19 protein-coding genes are annotated in these 16,241 nt (G+C 71.3%); 7 read left to right on the top strand and 12 right to left on the bottom strand.

The features are described from left to right. Positions 1 to 6 precede the first annotated feature (6 nt). The 3 genes from ACIBVP_RS40970 to ACIBVP_RS40960 are packed head-to-tail and all read right to left on the bottom strand — an operon-like array spanning position 7 to position 2,484. The gene (locus ACIBVP_RS40970) at positions 7 to 891 is read right to left on the bottom strand and encodes a universal stress protein (RefSeq protein ID WP_396111964.1); all 885 of its coding nucleotides are present in this window, start codon (positions 889 to 891) and stop codon (positions 7 to 9) included. Next, complete coding sequence (locus tag ACIBVP_RS40965) at positions 876 to 1,880, bottom strand: Acg family FMN-binding oxidoreductase (protein ID WP_396111963.1); 1,005 nt, start codon at positions 1,878 to 1,880, stop codon at positions 876 to 878. The genes ACIBVP_RS40970 and ACIBVP_RS40965 overlap by 16 nt, the downstream gene beginning before the upstream one ends. 10 nt (positions 1,881 to 1,890) lie before the next feature. After that, a complete protein-coding gene (locus ACIBVP_RS40960; protein WP_396111962.1) occupies positions 1,891 to 2,484 on the bottom strand; it encodes a hypothetical protein in 594 nt (197 codons plus the stop codon). A 190-nt stretch (positions 2,485 to 2,674) separates the two neighbouring features. On the opposite strand from ACIBVP_RS40960, the gene ACIBVP_RS40955 reads away from it, so the two are divergent. Genes ACIBVP_RS40955 through ACIBVP_RS40940 form a run of 4 tightly spaced genes read left to right on the top strand, consistent with a single transcriptional unit; the run spans position 2,675 to position 5,628 of the window. After that, the gene (locus ACIBVP_RS40955) at positions 2,675 to 2,971 is read left to right on the top strand and encodes a DUF4342 domain-containing protein (protein WP_396111961.1); all 297 of its coding nucleotides are present in this window, start codon (positions 2,675 to 2,677) and stop codon (positions 2,969 to 2,971) included. Between the two features lie 7 nt (positions 2,972 to 2,978). Continuing rightward, a complete protein-coding gene (locus ACIBVP_RS40950; protein ID WP_396111959.1) occupies positions 2,979 to 4,424 on the top strand; it encodes a wax ester/triacylglycerol synthase family O-acyltransferase in 1,446 nt (481 codons plus the stop codon). Positions 4,425 to 4,438: 14 nt separating this feature from the next. Next, positions 4,439 to 4,627, top strand: coding sequence for an SHOCT domain-containing protein (locus ACIBVP_RS40945; RefSeq protein ID WP_396111958.1), 189 nt, complete (start codon positions 4,439 to 4,441; stop codon positions 4,625 to 4,627). After that, positions 4,624 to 5,628, top strand: coding sequence for an Acg family FMN-binding oxidoreductase (locus tag ACIBVP_RS40940; RefSeq protein WP_396111956.1), 1,005 nt, complete (start codon positions 4,624 to 4,626; stop codon positions 5,626 to 5,628). Before ACIBVP_RS40945 ends, ACIBVP_RS40940 begins: the two co-directional genes overlap by 4 nt. A 16-nt stretch (positions 5,629 to 5,644) precedes the next feature. On the opposite strand, the gene ACIBVP_RS40935 is transcribed toward ACIBVP_RS40940, so the two are convergent. From ACIBVP_RS40935 to ACIBVP_RS40920, 4 genes are read right to left on the bottom strand one after another with little or no spacing between them, the layout of a single operon-like run. Next, positions 5,645 to 6,610: a zinc-binding alcohol dehydrogenase family protein gene (locus tag ACIBVP_RS40935; RefSeq protein WP_396111955.1), complete on the bottom strand. Its 966-nt coding sequence runs from the start codon at positions 6,608 to 6,610 to the stop codon at positions 5,645 to 5,647. Further along, on the bottom strand, positions 6,610 to 7,482 hold the full coding sequence (locus ACIBVP_RS40930; RefSeq protein ID WP_396111954.1) for a universal stress protein: 873 nt from the start codon (positions 7,480 to 7,482) through the stop codon (positions 6,610 to 6,612). The genes ACIBVP_RS40935 and ACIBVP_RS40930 overlap by 1 nt, the downstream gene beginning before the upstream one ends. A 15-nt stretch (positions 7,483 to 7,497) precedes the next feature. After that, a complete protein-coding gene (ppdK, locus tag ACIBVP_RS40925; protein ID WP_396111952.1) occupies positions 7,498 to 10,179 on the bottom strand; it encodes a pyruvate, phosphate dikinase in 2,682 nt (893 codons plus the stop codon). 14 nt (positions 10,180 to 10,193) lie between these two features. Continuing rightward, complete coding sequence (locus tag ACIBVP_RS40920) at positions 10,194 to 11,288, bottom strand: alpha/beta fold hydrolase (protein WP_396111951.1); 1,095 nt, start codon at positions 11,286 to 11,288, stop codon at positions 10,194 to 10,196. Between the two features lie 236 nt (positions 11,289 to 11,524). Here ACIBVP_RS40920 and ACIBVP_RS40915 point away from each other — a divergent pair, with 236 nt between their 5' ends. Continuing rightward, entirely contained in the window at positions 11,525 to 11,773 is a 249-nt protein-coding gene (locus ACIBVP_RS40915) for a hypothetical protein (RefSeq protein ID WP_396111950.1), read from the top strand. On the opposite strand, the gene ACIBVP_RS40910 is transcribed toward ACIBVP_RS40915, so the two are convergent. The 4 genes from ACIBVP_RS40910 to ACIBVP_RS40895 all read right to left on the bottom strand — a co-directional run bounded on the left by ACIBVP_RS40910 (position 11,770) and on the right by ACIBVP_RS40895 (position 14,112). Beyond that, positions 11,770 to 12,159: an HPP family protein gene (locus tag ACIBVP_RS40910; RefSeq protein ID WP_396111949.1), complete on the bottom strand. Its 390-nt coding sequence runs from the start codon at positions 12,157 to 12,159 to the stop codon at positions 11,770 to 11,772. The genes ACIBVP_RS40915 and ACIBVP_RS40910 overlap by 4 nt on opposite strands. A 58-nt stretch (positions 12,160 to 12,217) precedes the next feature. Continuing rightward, positions 12,218 to 12,619, bottom strand: a complete 402-nt coding sequence (locus ACIBVP_RS40905) for an Hsp20/alpha crystallin family protein (protein ID WP_396111948.1) — start codon at positions 12,617 to 12,619, stop codon at positions 12,218 to 12,220. Between the two features lie 112 nt (positions 12,620 to 12,731). Continuing rightward, a complete protein-coding gene (locus tag ACIBVP_RS40900) occupies positions 12,732 to 13,400 on the bottom strand; it encodes a CBS domain-containing protein (protein ID WP_396111946.1) in 669 nt (222 codons plus the stop codon). Between the two features lie 28 nt (positions 13,401 to 13,428). After that, the gene (locus ACIBVP_RS40895; protein WP_396112045.1) at positions 13,429 to 14,112 is read right to left on the bottom strand and encodes a CBS domain-containing protein; all 684 of its coding nucleotides are present in this window, start codon (positions 14,110 to 14,112) and stop codon (positions 13,429 to 13,431) included. Between the two features lie 209 nt (positions 14,113 to 14,321). On the opposite strand from ACIBVP_RS40895, the gene ACIBVP_RS40890 reads away from it, so the two are divergent. Continuing rightward, the gene (locus ACIBVP_RS40890; protein WP_396111945.1) at positions 14,322 to 14,591 is read left to right on the top strand and encodes a DUF1876 domain-containing protein; all 270 of its coding nucleotides are present in this window, start codon (positions 14,322 to 14,324) and stop codon (positions 14,589 to 14,591) included. 60 nt (positions 14,592 to 14,651) lie between these two features. On the opposite strand, the gene ACIBVP_RS40885 is transcribed toward ACIBVP_RS40890, so the two are convergent. After that, complete coding sequence (locus ACIBVP_RS40885) at positions 14,652 to 15,128, bottom strand: toll/interleukin-1 receptor domain-containing protein (RefSeq protein WP_396111943.1); 477 nt, start codon at positions 15,126 to 15,128, stop codon at positions 14,652 to 14,654. A gap of 370 nt (positions 15,129 to 15,498) precedes the next feature. Between ACIBVP_RS40885 and ACIBVP_RS40880 the strand changes: the two genes are divergently transcribed. Then, positions 15,499 to 16,218: a CBS domain-containing protein gene (locus ACIBVP_RS40880; protein ID WP_396111942.1), complete on the top strand. Its 720-nt coding sequence runs from the start codon at positions 15,499 to 15,501 to the stop codon at positions 16,216 to 16,218. The last annotated feature ends 23 nt before the right edge of the window (positions 16,219 to 16,241 follow it).

The following is a 16,241-nucleotide window of genomic DNA, read 5'->3' as shown; positions in this document are numbered from 1 at the left end:
GCCCGGTCACCCGGGTGGCACGACCGCGACCGGGCACGGTGCGTCGTGCAGCAGGTGTCTGCCCGTCGAACCGAGCACCAGTCCGCGCACCTCGCCCCTGCCCCGCGAACCGACCACCACCAGCCCAGCGCCCTCGGCATACCGCAGCAACGCGTTAGCGGGGTGGTCGCGGACGACCTCGCGGGCCACCCGCACCTCCGGGTACTTCTCCTGCCAGCCGGCGAGCCGCTCGGCCAGGACCTCGTAGGCCTCCTGCTGCGTCGGCTCGAAGTCCGGGACGGCGCCGGAATGCCCGAGCAGCATGGCGTCGACAGCGGACGTGGTCCACGTGTGCACGGCGACCAGCCGCCGGTCGCCTGCCGCGGCCTCGGCGAACGCGAACGCGATGGCGGGCTCGCTCGCCGGGGTACCGTCCACGCCGACCACCACGGGCCCACGTGCCGGCGCATGCTCGTCGCCACGCACCACCACCAGCGGGCAGGGCGGGCGGCCTGCGAGCGCGGCCGTGGTGGAGCCGAGCAGCAGCCCCGCGACCCCGCCCAGCCCGCGCGTGCCGAGCACGAGGAGCCGCGCCCCGGCCGCTTCCCCGGCGAGGGCAGGCACCAGCGGGGCGGGCTGGAGCACGAGCTCGACCGGGACGTTCGCCGCCACCCCGGCAGCGGCGACGCGGGCGCGGCGCAGCAACCGACGTCCCTGTGCACGCACCGCCCTCCGCACAGCACCCTGGTCGAACACGCCGCTGGGCAGGCTGACCGGGGTGAGGTACACGTGGACCAGCCGCAACGGCAGGTCGTGCAGCGCGGCGTACGCCGCGGCCCAGCCGACCGCCCGCAGCGCGGCGTCCGAACCGTCGACGCCGACCACCACCGGCAACCTCATCGCTCGTGCCATGACGCCTCTCTCCCACTGGTCGGCCATGTCGCACCGGACACGGCGGGCGGATACCCGAGCCTGCAGAGCACCTGAGGAAACCCGTTGAGGGACAACGCCTCCACCAGACCGGCCCGCACCTCGGGCACCTGGAGCGGCTGGGTGAGCACCGCGCAGGCGAGCCCGGCACCGATGGCGGCCAACCACATCTCCTCCATCGCCATGCCCGCACGTACGTGGTCGAGCGGGCCGTCGTCCGCGGTCTCGACCAGGAGCAGGCACTCACGTGCGAGCCGGTCGGCGAGGATCGCGCGGTCGGGCACGGCGGTGGACCTCCTGACCAGGCCCGCCCACGGTAGCGCGGCGTCCCGACGGGGCAGCACCGCGACTCCCGCGCCGGCGACCGGGTGCTCGTCGTCCGCGGTCCACGCGTTCAGCTCCCGCTGGTAGGCGCTGTCGAGGCGGAGCACGGCAGCACTGTGGGACAACAGTTTCGCGAGCACCGCGGCGTCGAGCTCGCCGTCCAGCCTGCGGATCTCGACACCGTCCACGCCGTGCGCGGCGAGGTGTCGCACGGTCGCGTCACCCACGGGTGTCTCCAGGAACGGGGCGCGGTGGCTACGGCGGTACGACATGGCGAGGTAGCGGGCGACGTCCTCGTCGACGGGGTCGCCGCGGTCGCGCGCCACAACCCTGGCGACCACATCGGGAGCGGCCGGATCGGGCAGGAGGCGGATCTCGGGGACCCAGCCGAGCACGCGCAGCGCGAGCCGCAGGTTGGTCAGAGCGGCACCACAGGAGATCAGGCGGTCCCGGCCGTGGGGGTCGTGGCGCGGCAGCGCCCGGTCGCGGCGTTCCAGGAGCGACAGGGTGCGGGTGTCGTCAGCACAGACGACCCGCCACGGCAGCGTGTTGTGCACCGAAGGGGCCAGCTCCGCGACCAGCCCCAGGAGCCCGCGCTCGCCGGGTGTCCAGGTCGGTGTGATGCCGTCGGGTGCCGCGCTGTTCATGGTCGCTCCTTCACCTCGGCTGGTTGCGCCATTCCGGTTCGACACGGGTCCACTCCCGCTCCCACGACCGGGCCCTGCTCCGGTCGAGCAGCCGGATCGCGCCGTAGTAGGCGAGGGTCAGCAGACCGCCCGCGACCAACCAGCCGGTCACCGCCACCATGACCCCCGCGGCGACCGCGTCGGAGGGCTCGCCGGGCGAGCCGACCGGCTTTCCCTGCGCGTCCAACCAGATCATGACGCGCGCACCGGTACGGGTGCCTCGCTCGACGGGCACTCGCCCGGTGCCGGTGGAGCCGTCGGGCAGCCGCCACTCGGCGGTGGTGCGTGTGGTCGCGAAGACCGGTTCACCACGCGACACGTACCCGGCGGCCGGCGCGTCCTCGGTGACCACCGCGGTCGTCCGGACCCACTCCCTGGCGTGCCGGTCGGCGGCGTCGACAAGACCGCTGTAGGTGAGCGAGCCGAACGTGAGCATGACCGGCACCAGCACCGTCGCCAGCACGAGCACGACGATCAGGAGCGCGCCCTGTATGCGGTCGGTACCGCGGGCCAACGGGTTCGTGCCCGGCAGCAGCAGCCGCAGCAGGCGCGCGGACCTGTTCATGGCATCTCCCGGTGCTCGGGCGGACGGGGTCACTCCTCCTGTCATGTTCTGGCTGGTGCGGTGCCACCGGCAGGGACGGAGGTCCCCGGTTGGCGGGCCCAACGCGGCCGACGACAGGACCCAACGCCCCTCGTGCGGTGGGCCGGCCAGGAACACGATCGCCTTGTGGACATGTGAAAGGAGCAGCACGATGACCATCGAGCAGGAGACGCGGCGCACAGGGATGCGCCTGCGCGGGCAGGCTCTCGTGGACAAGGTGAAGGAACTGGTGCACGAGGGGAACGTCCGCCGGATCATCATCAAGAACGACACGGGCCACACCGTCATCGAGATCCCCGTGACCGCGGGTGTGGTCGTGGCCGTCGCCGCGCCGATCGTCACCGCGGTCGGCGCGATCGCGGCGCTGGCGGGCGAATGGCACATCGAGATCGAGCACCGCGCGGAACCGGAACCGGTCGCGGACGACGACCCCGACGCCCCTGAGTGAGTCCACTGTGGAACGGCTAGGACCGCTCGATGCGGCGTTCCTCGACCTCGAGGACGGTGACCGGCACGCGTCCCTCGCGATCGCCTCGGTCGCCGTCCTCGGCGGCCCGGCGCCCGGTCAGGACGAGTACGTCGCGGCGGTCGGTCCCCGGTTCGCCGCCATCCGGCGTGCCAGGCAGCGGGTGCTGCGGGTGCCGTTCGACCTCGGTGCCCCGGTGTGGGCGGACGACCCGGACTTCGACGTCGGCTACCACTTCCGCCGCACCGCGGTACCGGCGCCGGGCGACGACGAGGCACTGCACCGGCTCGTGGCCAGGATCATGGCGCAGCGGCTCGACCGCGACCGGCCGCTGTGGGAGTGCTGGGTGATCGAAGGCCTCGCCGGTGACCGGTGGGCGGTGCTGACCAAGCTCCACCACTGCATGGCCGACGGTGTGTCCGGCACGAGGCTCTACCACGCGATCTTCGCCGACACGCCGGCACCGGCCGCCCCCAGTGCCGTGGATCCGGTGCCGGGGACCGTCGGCCTCGCGCTCGACGCGCTGGGCGATCTCACGCGGAAGGTCGTCGGCCAGGTCGGCCTGCTGCTGGGCACCGTCTCCGCACCGCTGCGGGTGATCAGCGGCGTCGGAGAGCTCGCGGCGGCGATCCGCCCCGCGACGCGGTCGTCGTTGTCCGGTCCCATCGGCACCGCACGGCGCTACCACGTCGCCCGTGTGCCCCTGCCCGCCGTCAAACGGATCGCCAAGGCGTACGGCGCGACCGTCAACGACGTGGTGCTGACCGCGATCAGCGCCGGACTGCGGGCGATGCTGGTCAGCCGTGGCGAACAACCGGAGCCACGCATGGTGCGCACCCTCGTGCCGGTGTCGGTCCGGACGTCCGGCGAGCTGGACGAACTCGACAACCGGGTCTCGCTGCTGCTCCCGTTCCTGCCGGTGGACATCGCGGACCCGGTCGAGGCGTTGACGGAGGTGCACCGCAGGCTGGCGCGGGAGAAGACGACCGGCGAGGCCGAAGCCGGGCGAGCCGTCACCGCCATCGCGGGACGCGAACCGTTCGCACCGGTCTCCCTCGCGGTCCGGTTCGCCGCCCGGTTGCCGCAGCGTTCCATCGTCACGGTCACGACCAACGTGCCGGGCCCGCGCGCACCACTGCACGTGCTGGGCCGGAAGGTGCTCGAACTGCTGCCGTACGTGCCGATCGCGGTGCGCATGCGGCTCGGCGTGGCCGCGATGACCTACTGCGACGACACGGTATTCGGCGTGACAGCCGACTACGCCACGATGTCCGACGCAGGGCTGCTCACCGACGCCATCGAGCGCACCGTCGCCAACCTCGCGTCCACAATGGACACGAGAGCTCGACGGTTGAACGAGACTACTGAGGAGGTATCGAGATGCCGTACTGGGACCACGATCACGCCTGGGGCTGGGGTTGGTTCGGCGCCGTGATGACGATCGTGACGATGGTTCTCTTCTTGGGTGGCATCGGCACGATCGCGTACCTCGTGGTGCGCAGGCCCGGCCCCGTCAGTGGCCGCGACGTGGACCGGACCGCCGAGCGGATCCTCGACGAACGGTTCGCCCGCGGCGAGATCGACGAGGACGAGCTGAAGGCACGCCGTGCGGCGCTGCGGCGGGAGACGACGCGATGAACGCGGGCGGGCCGGACGACCGGACGGTACGGGAGGCGTTGCGGCTGGCGAACCAGGCGCCGTCGGTGCACAACACCCAGCCGTGGCGCTGGCTGATCGGCGACCACACCGTGCACCTCATGGCGGACTGGTCCCGGCACGTCCCGGCAACCGACCCCGACGGTCGCGACCTGCTCGTGAGCTGTGGCGCGGCGCTGCAACACCTGCGGGTCGCGCTCGCCGCCGTCGGCTGGCACACGACGGTGCACCGGCTGCCCGGCGGCGACCTCGACACGCTCGCCAAGCTCGAGATGGCACCGAGGGAACCGGCCGAGGAGGTCCTCGCGCTGGCGAGCGCGATCCCGCGCCGCCACACCGACCGGCGGGGGTTCACCTCGTGGCCGGTGCCGAGCGGGCACCTGGACCTCATGACCCGCTACGCCGCCGAGGAGGGCGGCCTGCTCGTGCCGGTGACCGACTCCCGGCAACGGCATGTCATCACGACCGCGATCACCGCGGCCTCGTGGTGGCAGGAGACGGATCCGTCCTACCAGGAGGAACTGGCGAGGTGGAGCGGCCGAGGCCCCGCCTCCGACGACGGTGTGCTCGCCGCGAGCACACCGGCCACCGGACGGGTGCACGGCGACACCCCGATGCGCGCGTTCTCCGGCGGCGGCCTCGTCGACGCGGACACCGGACCCGGTGGTGACGAAGGGCAGCTGCTGGTGCTCGGCACCCAGGACGACGACGTGGTCGCCCGGCTGCGTGCGGGCGAGGCCGCCAGCGCCGCACTGCTGGCCGCGACGAGCCTCGGCCTCGCCACGTGCCCGCTGTCGCAGCCCCTGGAGGTCAGGAACACCCGGGTGCGTATCCGCGACGAGGTGCTGCGCGGGACCGCGTACCCGCAGCTCGTACTGCGGGTCGGCTGGGTCCCGACCTCGGCGGCACCGCTCCCCCGGTCACACCGCCGGCCGCTGCACGACACCTTCCTCTACCTGCCTGGCAGCAAGCCCGACCGCTGACCCGGAACCGCACGGCTCACGGGACGAGCACCGCGGCCCCGTGGATCCGGTCGCGTGCCAGGTCGGCAAGGGCGTCGTCCGCCCGATTCAACGGATACGGCGTGGTCGCGACGGTCAGGTGGTGCCGCTGCGCGAACGACAGGAAGGCTCGTCCGTCCGCACGTGTGTTGGCCGTGACGCTGCGCAGCTGACGTTCGCGGAAGAGGTGGCGCTGGTAGTCGAGCGGCGGCACCTCCGTCAGGTGGATGCCCGCCACGGCGAGCGTTCCGCCTCGATCCAGGGCGGCGAGCGCCGGAGGTACCAGCTCCCCCGCCGGCGCGAACAGGATCGCGGAGTCCAGCGGTTCGGGTGGCGGGGCGGCGGCGGCACCGGCGGACGACGCCCCCAGCTCCATGGCCAGGCGACGAGCAGCGGCGTCGCGGGTCAGCACATGCACGACCGCACCCTGCGCGAGCGCGATCTGCATGGCCAGGTGGGCGCTCGCCCCGAAACCATAAATGCCGAGCCGCCCGCCGGACGGCAAGTCCGCACGGCACAGCGCGCGGTAGCCGATGATGCCCGCGCACAGCAGAGGCGCCAGCTCGATCTCGGAGTAGCCGGCGGGCAGGTGATAGGCGTACTCGGCGGGCACCGTCACATAGTCCGCGTACCCGCCGTCGGCATCCCAGCCCGTGTAGGTCGACGCTGGGCAGAGGTTCTCCCCGCCACGCGTGCAGTAGCGGCAGACGCCGCACGTGCCGCGCAACCACGCGACGCCGACCAGCGTGCCCACCGGGAAGTCGCCGGTGCCGGCGACGACCTCCCCCACGACCTCGTGCCCAGGCACGACGTCCCGCCGGTGCACGGGCAGGTCGCCAGCCACCACGTGGAGATCCGTCCGGCACACACCGCAGGCGTGCACCCGCAGCAGCAGCTCCCCGTCACGAGGTTCGGGCACCGGTTCGTGCGTCAGCCTGAGCGGAGCCGTTCGCCAGGCACGCATCACGGCTTGCGCCTCTCGCCGACGACGGCGACCGGGCAGGTGGCGTGGTGGAGGACGGCGTGGGCCGTGGCTCCGACGGCACCGGGAACCAGTCTGCGCCTCCCGTGGGCTCCGACGACCACGAGCTGGGCGTGCTCCGCCTGTTCGAGGATGCCGTCCACCGGACGGCCACGGACGAGCGAGCCGCGCACCTCGATGCCCGTGAACCGTTCCCGCAGCGCCGCCAGTTCCTCGTCGAACGATCGCCTGCGGGCGGCCGCGATCTCGTCCCAGTCGATGCCCGCGGGCACGCGCCCGGCCGTCAACAGTCCTTCGTAGGTCCACGCGTGCACCACCACGAGGGGCACCTCGCGCGCGGCGGCCGCTGCGGCCGCGAACTCGACCGCCTCGGTGCCCGTCCCCCCGCCGTCCACGCCGACCACGACCGGCCCGTCGGACGGCGGCGGGGCCTCGGGAGTGCGGGCGCGGAGCACGACCACCGGGCAGTGGGCGTGCGTGGCGAGCACGTTGGCGACCGAGCCGAGGAGCAGGCTGCGGAAGCCGCCGAGTCCGCGTGAGCCGACCACGACGAGCGCGGCGTGTTCGGTCTCCTCGACCAGTTCCCGGGCGGGGTGGCCGCTGCCGAGGTCCGTGACGACGTAGACGTCCGGCGCCACAGCCTGTGCGGCCGCCCTGGCCGTCGCGAGCCATTCGCGTCCCTTCGCGGTCAGTTCCTCCGCGTACATGTCCTCCGCGGGCAGCAGCAGCGGCCAATGCCGGATGTGCACCAGCCGCAGCACCGCGTTCCGGCGTGCCGCCTCCCGCGCGGCCCAGCGGGTCGCGTGCACCGCGGACGCCGAGCCGTCGATGCCGACCACGATCTGTTCGCCCATCGTTGTCCCGTCCTCTCAGCGGCTGTCGACGGCGGTGTTCCCGACCGCGGCGCGGCCCGCTTCCAGCCGGGCGACCGGCACGCGGAACGGCGAGCACGACACGTAGTCGAGACCGACCTCGTGGAAGAACCTGATCGACGCGGGGTCGCCGCCGTGCTCGCCGCAGACACCGAGCTCGAGGTCCGGCCGGGCAGCGCGGCCCTCGTGCACGGCGATGTCGATCAGCGTGCCGACGCCCTCGCGGTCGATGGTCTCGAACGGCGACGCCGTGAACACGCCCTCGGCGAGGTACACGGGGAAGAACGAGCCCTCGACGTCGTCCCGGGAGAAGCCCCACACGGTCTGCGTCAGGTCGTTGGTGCCGAACGAGAAGAACCGCGCGGTCGTCGCGATGCGGCCCGCGGTCAGCGCTGCCCTCGGCAGCTCGATCATGGTCCCGATCTCGTGCGGCACGTCCACACCGGACTCGGCGGCAACCGAAGCCAGCACGGCACGCGCTCGCCCGGCCACGATCTCCAGCTCACGGGCGTCGCCGACGAGCGGGATCATGATCTCCGCGCGTGGTGTGCCGCCCGCGCGCACCCTGGCCACGGCGGCTTCGGCGATCGCGCGGACCTGCAGGTCGTACAGCTCCGGGATGACGAGCCCGAGCCGCACGCCGCGGGTGCCGAGCATCGGGTTCTGCTCGTGCAGCCGGTCCACCGCACGCAGCAGGTCCTCCTGCGTGTCGCCCTGTCCCAGTGCCTTGGCGACCGCGACCCGCGCGGTCAGCTGGGTGCGGTCGGGCAGGAACTCGTGCAGTGGCGGGTCGAGCAGCCGGATGGTGACCGGCAGCCCGTCCATCTCCTCGAGGATCCTCGTGAAGTCCGCGCGCTGCAGTGGGAGCAGCGCGGCGAGCGCGTCCTTCCTGGCCGCGTCGTCGGCCGCGAGGATCAGCCGCTCGACGAGCACGCGGCGGTCGCCGAGGAACATGTGCTCGGTGCGGCACAGGCCGATGCCCTTGGCGCCGAGGAGCCGTGCCCGGTGCGCGTCCTCCGCGGTGTCGGCGTTGGCTCGCACCTCGAGACGGCCGCGGCGGTCGGCGTGCCGGACGATCCGGTCCACCGCCCGCAGCAGGTCGTCCCGGTCGGCCGGGCGCCTGCCCTCGAAGTAGTCGACGACCGGTGACGGCACGACGTCCAGCTCCCCGAGGTACACCGCACCGGCGGTGCCGTCGACGGAGATGACGTCGCCTTCCGCGACGATCGTGCCGTCGGCGGTGGTGAACCGGCGCGCCTCGGTGTCGATGGTGAGGGACTCGGCGCCGCACACGCACGTGCGGCCGAGCCCGCGGGCGACGACGGCCGCGTGCGAGGTCTTGCCGCCGCGGCTGGTGAGCACGCCGCGGGCGTGGATCAGCCCGTCGAGGTCGTCGGGGTTGGTCTCGCGGCGCACCAGGATCACCGCTGCGCCCTGCTCGGCCCGCTGCACCGCGGTGGCCGAGTCGAACACGACCTCCCCGACCGCGGCGCCCGGCGACGCCGCGACCCCGGTCGCGATCGGCGCGCGTTCGGTGTCGCCGAAGCGGGGGAACATCAGCTGCGCGAGCTGCGCGCCGGTCACCCGCCGCAGCGCCTCGTCGGCGTCGATCAGGCCTTCCTCGCGCAGCGCGTCGGCGATGCGGAAGGCGGCGGCCGCGGTCCGCTTGCCGACGCGGGTCTGCAGCATCCACAGCTTGCGGCGCTCGATCGTGAACTCGATGTCGCACAGGTCGTGGTAGTGGCCCTCGAGGGTCCGCATGATGTCCATCAGCTGCTGGTACGCCCTGGGCTGCAGGTCGGCGAGCCGGTGCAGGGGCAGCGTGTTGCGGATACCGGCCACCACGTCCTCGCCCTGGGCGTTCGGCAGGTAGTCGCCGTACACGCCGGGCGCACCCGTGGCCGGGTCCCTGGTGAACGCGACACCGGTCCCGGAGTCGTCACCGAGGTTGCCGAACACCATCGCGCACACGTTGACCGCGGTGCCGAGGTCGTCGGGGATGTGCTCGGCACGCCGGTAGGTCCGCGCCCGGTCGGTGTGCCACGAGGAGAACACGGACGCGATCGCGAGGTCCAGTTGCTCGCGCGGGTCCTGGGGGAACTCCCGGCCCGCGTGCTCACGGACGATGTCCTTGAACCGGGCGGTCAACGCACGCAGGTCGCCCGCGTCCAGGCCGAGGTCACCGTCGACGCCCTTGGCCTGTTTGGCGTCCCGCAGCGCGGCGGCGAAGTACCCCGCGTCCACGCCGAGCACGGTCGTGCCGAACATCTGCACGAGCCGCCGGTAGGAGTCCCACGCCAGCCGCTCGTCACCGGACCAGGCGGCGAGACCCGCCACCGAGTCGTCGGTGAGGCCGATGTCGAGGACGGTGTCCATCATGCCGGGCATGGAGAACCGGGCACCGGAACGCACCGCCACCAGCAGCGGCTCGTCGACCTGGCCGAGCTTGCGACCCAGGCTCAGCTCCAGCCGGTGCAGGTGCTCGCTCACCTCGGCGGCCAGGCCATCGGGTGCGGCACCGGTGGCGAGGTAGGCGCGGCAGGCCTCGGTCGTGATCGTGAACCCCGGCGGCACCGGGAGACCCATCACGCTCATCTCCGCGAGATTGGCCCCCTTGCCGCCGAGGAGGTCCGCCATGAACCGGTTGCCTTCGGCGAAGTCGTACACGTACTTGGGCATCGTCATCTCCTGGTTCAGTCCTTCGTGGACTCGACGGACCGCAGCAACGCACCGATCTCAGCGGCGACCTCGGGGTGCTCACCCAGCAGCAGGTGACCACCCTTCTCGATGACGCGCAGCCGCGAGCCGGGGATCGACTGCGCGAGCGCGACAGCGGCCCAGAAGGGCGCCAGCGCGTCGTCACGGGCGTGCACGACGAGGGTGGGCGCGGTGACACGGGCGAACTCGTAGCCGTGGTTGACGTCCGGATTGGACACGAACGCGTCGAACAACACGCCGTCGACGCGTTCGGTGACCGGGAAGACCCCGTCCAGCTCGGCGTCGACACGGCGCCGGTCGGCATCGCTGAGCGGGACGTCCTCGGGCACTCCCATCATGTGCAGCAGCCGCGCGGTGAACCGGCGCCGGAGCAGCCACATCAACCGTTCAGAGCCCCACAGTGCCCGCGCGAGGGCACGCGGCATCGGCGGCTGGTCGTGCTGGCAGCCCGGCCCGTTCGGCGACACCAGCGCGAGAGCGGACACCCGTTCCGGGTGGCGGATCGCGAGCTGCAGAGCGGAGGTCGAGCCCGCGGAGGTGGCGACCACCGCCGTCTTCCCGATGCCCAGCCGGTCGAGCAGCGCCGCGAAGGCGTCGGCCTGGCGGGCCGGGCTCGCCCCGGCGGGCAGCGCCGATCCGAGGTAGCCGAAGCGGGACGGCGCGACGATCCGGAACCCGTCGGGGACGAGCGGGGCCAACTGGCGCAACGCGGCGTCGGCACCGCCGAAGATCCCGTGCACCAGCAGAACCGGTGCGCCCGCACCGATGTCGACGTAGCGCATGACACCGTCGGGTGTCCGCAGTGCGTTCTGCTTCAACGCCGCGATCCGCGCTCCGGCGGTCCGCACCGCCTCGCTGAGGCTCGGCCCGAGCGGCGTCATCGGTGCCGGCTCCACTGTGGTCGCCGGATGGGTCGCCGGGGCCTCGTCGCGGACCCGCTGGTGTGTCGCCCGGTAGACCGCGGCGTTGACCATGCGGGTCACCGTGTCGCCGTGACCCGGCCGACCGGTCCGCTGGGCGAGGTCGGCACGCGACTCCTTGGCCGCGCGAAGCTCTTCTGCGCCGGACATGGCAGTCACCTCTTCGTCGTCGTTCCTGCCTCCATCGCAGCAATCCGGCACCCCATCGCACACCGGTAGGACGGTCCACGTCACCGGGGCCGAAAGTCCCTCGTCACCGCATACGAACGCAGCCGTTTCGCCAAGGCCTTGCGTGGTGTGGAAATGACGATGTTGGCCTCTGCCCGGTCCGGCACCCGTCCGGGAGGCTTGTGACAACGAACACACCTGCGAGCGAGGTGATCCCCATGACCACGACCAACTTCACGGCACGGCACCGGGCGATGCTGCGGGCGATCGCCGACGGCAGAGGGCAGATCGTGGTCGCTCGCGTCCCGAACCTGAGCGTCGACGGGTTGTGGTGCGACTTCTCCGCCACCAACGACCTCGTCGGTAACGGGCTGGTCAGGCCCGCGCTGTCGGCGCCGACTGGTTCGCTCGCCCCGGCGGTGCTGACCGCGACCGGTGTCCGCACGCTCGCGGCCCTGTCTGGTTAGCCGTCGGCGACCAGTCGCAGGAGGTCGGTGCCGGTCACGATACCGACCAGACTGCCACCCTGGAGCACCAGCGCGGCGTCCGTTCCCGCCTCGACCATGCGACGTGCGACGACCCGCACCGGGTCGGTGGCCTGCACGGCGAGCGGCGGTTCCCTGACCATGGCGCCGACCGTCGACCGGCGGCCTCCGGCTCCTGACCACAGGCGCCACAACACATCCGACTCGTGCGCCACCCCGAGGCAGTGCCCCCGGTCGACGACGGGGAGGTGGTGCACCCCGGTCTCGACCATCATGCGCAGGGCCACCTCGAGTGGCGCGGACGGCACGATGCCGAGCACGTCCGGCGTCATGACCTCACGTACCTGGCCACGTTCTGTGGCGGACATGCCAACCTCCTGCGACGACCGCCGGGCGGCGGGAATCATCCGCCGCCCGGTTCCATGGTCACGTGCCGATCTTCACCTCGATCTGCTTCGCCTTGCCCTCCGGCTTCACCGGCACGGTCACCTCGAGGATGCCGTTCACGTAGGTCGCCGCGATCTCGTCGGGGACCGCACCGGCGGGCAGCCGGACCGTCCTGGCGAACTGGCCGTATGTGAACTCACTGTGCCGCTTGTCGTGGGTCTCGACGGTCCGCTCCGCCGTGATGGTCATCTCGTTGCCCTGCAGCGCGATCCGGATGTCCTTGTCCGGGTCCATGCCGGGCAGCTCCGCGCGCAGCACGTACTTCCCGTCCTCGTGGAAGTCCTCGATGCGGAGGGCGTGGTGGTCACCGAACGGCCAACCGCCCTCCAGCATCCGGACGAACTCCGGGAACACGAAGGAACGTGGCATCAGACTCGTCATTCCGTTCTCCTTTCCGCCGGTTTCCACACCTTCAGCGAACTCCGGCGGGCGGAGCGGTCACAGAGCGACAGGTCCTCGCCTCCCGGGACTTCCGTCACTGTCCGAACAGGAGCTACAGCGGGCTCGTGACCGTGTCGTCCAGTTCGTAGCGGACGTTGTTCTCGACGGCGACGACGCCGGGGACGGCCTGGATCAGCTGGCCGGCCACCAGCGCGGTGGTCCGGTGCTCAACGGAACCGTCCACAGTGGCCACGCCGTCGGCGACCTCGACGGTCATGGTGCCCGGGAAGAGCCACATGCCCTTCGTGAACACGTGCTCCTCGATGTCCGCGCGGATGGCGTCGTCGTCGCGCAGGAAGGTGCCGATCACGTCGCGCCGGGAGACGACACCGACGAGCTTGCCGTCACCGTCCACCACGCAGAGCCTGCGGATGTTCTTGTGCGCCATGGTCCTGGCGGCGGCCGTGACGGTCGCGTCGGCTCCGATCGTGACCGGTGGTGTCGTCATGAGGTCACCGGCGACGCGACCGGTCGCCTTCTGCCAGCGCGTCCGGCGTCGGCGACCGAGCCAGGGCCGGGTCGGCGCCCCGCCGTGCTGCTCCTGTTTCACGAGCGTGTCGGCCTCCGACACCACGCCCAGCGGCCTGCCCTTGGTGTCCACGACCGGAAGGCCGCTCACCCGGTGCTCGTTCATCAGCGTGACGAGCTCCTTGAACGTCGTCTCCGGCCGCGCCGTGACGACGTCCTTCGTCATCACGGCGTCGACAGTGGGTTCTCGCATCACGGTCTCCAATCCTCGCTTCGGTACGTCATGGCCGGAACCCGGTCCACACCCCGGGGCTCGCCCCGCCGACGACCACGTCGTCGACCAGGTAGCGGAGGTTGTTGCGGACACCGACCACACCCGGCGTGGCCCGCACCATCCGGACCGCGGCGTCGGCCAGTCCGCGCCGCGAAACCTCTCCCCCGAGGGTGACCAGCCCGGAGCTGACCTCGACATCGACGACATCCGCGGGAATGCCTGCTGCCACGAGCATCGCCGTGATCCGCGCGCCAAGATCGCCGTCCTCGGTCAGGTACGCCCGCAGCAGGTCGCGTCGCGCGACAACGCCGACGAGCTTGCCGTACCGGTCGACGACGAAGACTCTCCGAATGCCGGCCTTCGCGAGCAGCCGGGCAGCGGAGCTCACCGGCTCGTCCGCGTGCACCGCCCGCACCGGGGTGGTCATCACCTCGGCGGCGTTGCCGCCCTGTGCGCGGTACCAGCGTTCACGGGCGGCGCGGTCGTGGCGCGGTTGTCCGTCGCTCCCGCCGTGGAACTCCTGCTTGGCGAGAAGGTCGGCCTCGGACACGACCCCGATCGGCCCGCCCTGCTCGTCGACCACCGGCAACGCACTGATCGACTTCTCCGTCATGGCGGCGACCAGCTCCCGGAACGGCGTCCCGGGCGTGGCCGTCACCACGTCCTCCGTCATCACCGACGCGACCGTCATCTCGTCCACGGGTGGCCTCCTCGTACCGGCGTTCGCCACCAGATAACCCCGCCACGGATCCGGTGGGACAGAGCCACACCGCCCTCGCGGCGAGGACCAAGGACCCGCCGTCCGGCGCCGAACGTCGTCCAGGAAACGGGCACCTCGCCGCTGCCCCCGTCGCCTTCCTCGGCAGACGATGGGGCTGACACGGCCACAAGGAGGAAGCGATGACCGAGGCCAAGCACTGGACGATCGACGTGTACATCGACGAGCACGAGGAGCGGACCCGCGCGAAGGCACGCCTGCACAACCGCGACGAGACCCATCTCATCGGCGTCGGCCTCGCGCGCCTCAACCCGGCGGACGCGAACGTGCCCGAGATCGGTGACGAGCTCGCCGTCGCCAGAGCGCTCGCGGACCTGTCACACAAACTGCTGGACGCGACGGTCGCCGACATCGAGGCGGTCACGCACGAAGCCGCGCACCTGACCCGCTAGATCACCGCGCCGACGGGTTCGCTCGTGTCGCAGCACGTGCACCGACCACGTCAGTGAGGCTCAGCGCCCATCGCCCAGAACAAGCTCCGCCAAGTTCTGTGCTATCTCGGCTATCGACAGCGTGGCACCGACCAGCGCTGCTTTGTCGGCCATAGTCGGGCTGTAACTAGTGAGTTCCTCGATGGTGAGATCAGGATGCCAGACCGGCAGGATGACCTTCCGCCCTTGCATCTCCCGACTGACGAGACCGTTGAGTTCATAGGCCGGCCATCGCTTGGCGAAGAACTCCCTGGAAAAGATCACCGCACCGAACCTGCTACGCGCCAAACCGCGATCGATCGACTCACGAAGACTGTCCCCGACGGTGATCACCATCTCGTCGTACCAGACCCTGACGCCCCGGGCCGTCAACTCCTCGGCCAGTGGCCGGACGAAGTCCTTGTTCTCGGTCGCGTGACTCAGGAAGAGATCAAACTCCCGATCTCCGTCGTCGAGCGGACCGAAGCCCTGTTCCGCAAGATGTGCCGCCGGGCTCATCCCTGATGGGAGGAGCCGACGTGACGTGGTTTGCACATGCTGTTGTGACTGAACCACATTCTGATGTGCCTGGAGGCGCACCTGACGATGAACCCGGATCGTGCGCTGTACCCGTACCGTCGTCCTGACGGTAATACGCCTGCGTTGCATGACCACCTCACGAACTGATGTTCGACCACATTAGCCGCACGAACCGGGATTCCAAGTGCGACATGCCCAGGCGGACAGAACGAATTCTCAATCGCCCACGGCTCGAACACGGTAACCGCGGCAGGGGCCGAAGTCCTTGCCGTCGTGAGCCCTCGGACCGCAGTCAGAACGGCGTCTGCGGAGCAAAGCTTGGAACGGGATTGGTGAAGAGGAGTGGGTGATGAGCCACCAGAAGGTGCGGAACGTGATGACCACCGACGTCGCGACGGTGCTGGAGGGCACCCCGTTCAAGGAGGTCGCCAGGACGATGGCGCACCGGGACGTGAGCGCGGTGCCGGTCGTCGACAAGGCCCGGCACGTGCTGGGCGTGGTGTCCGAGGCCGATCTGCTGATCAAGCAGGGCACACAGGAGATCGAGTGGACACGGTCCCCGCGGAGTTGGTGGCGCCGCAGACGCGACCGGAGGCGCGCCGAGGCGACCAGGGCGGTCTCCCTCATGTCGGCACCGGCTGTCACCGTCACCGAGAACACGACCGTCGCCTGCGCGGCACGCACCCTCACCGAGCACGGGGTGAAGCGCCTCCCGGTGGTCGACGACGACGGCAGGCTCGTGGGCATCGTGAGCCGCAAGGACCTGCTGACCGTCTTCCTGCGGGCGGACGAGGACATCCGCGATGAGATCGTGCGGCGGGTCTTCGAAGGCGGCATCGGCATCCTGGTCTCTCCTGGCACGGTGACCGTCGACGTCCGCGATGGCGAGGTCACCCTGACCGGGCAGGTGGACCTTCGGAGCCAGCTCCCTCTCGTCGAGCAGATGACAAGGCACGTCGACGGTGTCGTGGACGTCGTCGCATCGCTCTCCTACCGCCACGACGACACACGCGTCCCGCATCCGGACCCGATGGCCATCGACATCACGCAGGCGCCGCGCGTCCGTTAAGGGACTTCAGCCCGTGGCCGGAT

The organism is Actinophytocola sp. NPDC049390, from assembly GCF_044466355.1.
In the GTDB taxonomy this organism is placed as follows: domain Bacteria; phylum Actinomycetota; class Actinomycetes; order Mycobacteriales; family Pseudonocardiaceae; genus Actinophytocola.
The sequence above is the reverse complement of the archived record's forward strand: the minus strand, read 5'-3'. Positions and strand labels throughout refer to the sequence as shown.

Bases quoted from the DNA above. Each gene is read 5' to 3' on its own strand.
- ACIBVP_RS40970 (WP_396111964.1), bottom strand. From the start codon at position 891: ATGGCACGAGCGATGAGGTTGCCGGTGGTGGTCGGCGTCGACGGTTCG.
- ACIBVP_RS40965 (WP_396111963.1), bottom strand. From the start codon at position 1,880: ATGAACAGCGCGGCACCCGACGGCATCACACCGACCTGGACACCCGGC.
- ACIBVP_RS40960 (WP_396111962.1), bottom strand. From the start codon at position 2,484: ATGAACAGGTCCGCGCGCCTGCTGCGGCTGCTGCTGCCGGGCACGAAC.
- ACIBVP_RS40955 (WP_396111961.1), top strand. From the start codon at position 2,675: ATGACCATCGAGCAGGAGACGCGGCGCACAGGGATGCGCCTGCGCGGG.
- ACIBVP_RS40945 (WP_396111958.1), top strand. From the start codon at position 4,439: ATGGTTCTCTTCTTGGGTGGCATCGGCACGATCGCGTACCTCGTGGTG.
- ACIBVP_RS40940 (WP_396111956.1), top strand. From the start codon at position 4,624: ATGAACGCGGGCGGGCCGGACGACCGGACGGTACGGGAGGCGTTGCGG.
- ACIBVP_RS40935 (WP_396111955.1), bottom strand. From the start codon at position 6,610: ATGCGTGCCTGGCGAACGGCTCCGCTCAGGCTGACGCACGAACCGGTG.
- ACIBVP_RS40930 (WP_396111954.1), bottom strand. From the start codon at position 7,482: ATGGGCGAACAGATCGTGGTCGGCATCGACGGCTCGGCGTCCGCGGTG.
- ppdK (WP_396111952.1), bottom strand. From the start codon at position 10,179: ATGCCCAAGTACGTGTACGACTTCGCCGAAGGCAACCGGTTCATGGCG.
- ACIBVP_RS40920 (WP_396111951.1), bottom strand. From the start codon at position 11,288: ATGTCCGGCGCAGAAGAGCTTCGCGCGGCCAAGGAGTCGCGTGCCGAC.
- ACIBVP_RS40915 (WP_396111950.1), top strand. From the start codon at position 11,525: ATGACCACGACCAACTTCACGGCACGGCACCGGGCGATGCTGCGGGCG.
- ACIBVP_RS40910 (WP_396111949.1), bottom strand. From the start codon at position 12,159: ATGTCCGCCACAGAACGTGGCCAGGTACGTGAGGTCATGACGCCGGAC.
- ACIBVP_RS40905 (WP_396111948.1), bottom strand. From the start codon at position 12,619: ATGACGAGTCTGATGCCACGTTCCTTCGTGTTCCCGGAGTTCGTCCGG.
- ACIBVP_RS40900 (WP_396111946.1), bottom strand. From the start codon at position 13,400: ATGCGAGAACCCACTGTCGACGCCGTGATGACGAAGGACGTCGTCACG.
- ACIBVP_RS40895 (WP_396112045.1), bottom strand. From the start codon at position 14,112: ATGACGGTCGCGTCGGTGATGACGGAGGACGTGGTGACGGCCACGCCC.
- ACIBVP_RS40890 (WP_396111945.1), top strand. From the start codon at position 14,322: ATGACCGAGGCCAAGCACTGGACGATCGACGTGTACATCGACGAGCAC.
- ACIBVP_RS40885 (WP_396111943.1), bottom strand. From the start codon at position 15,128: ATGAGCCCGGCGGCACATCTTGCGGAACAGGGCTTCGGTCCGCTCGAC.
- ACIBVP_RS40880 (WP_396111942.1), top strand. From the start codon at position 15,499: ATGAGCCACCAGAAGGTGCGGAACGTGATGACCACCGACGTCGCGACG.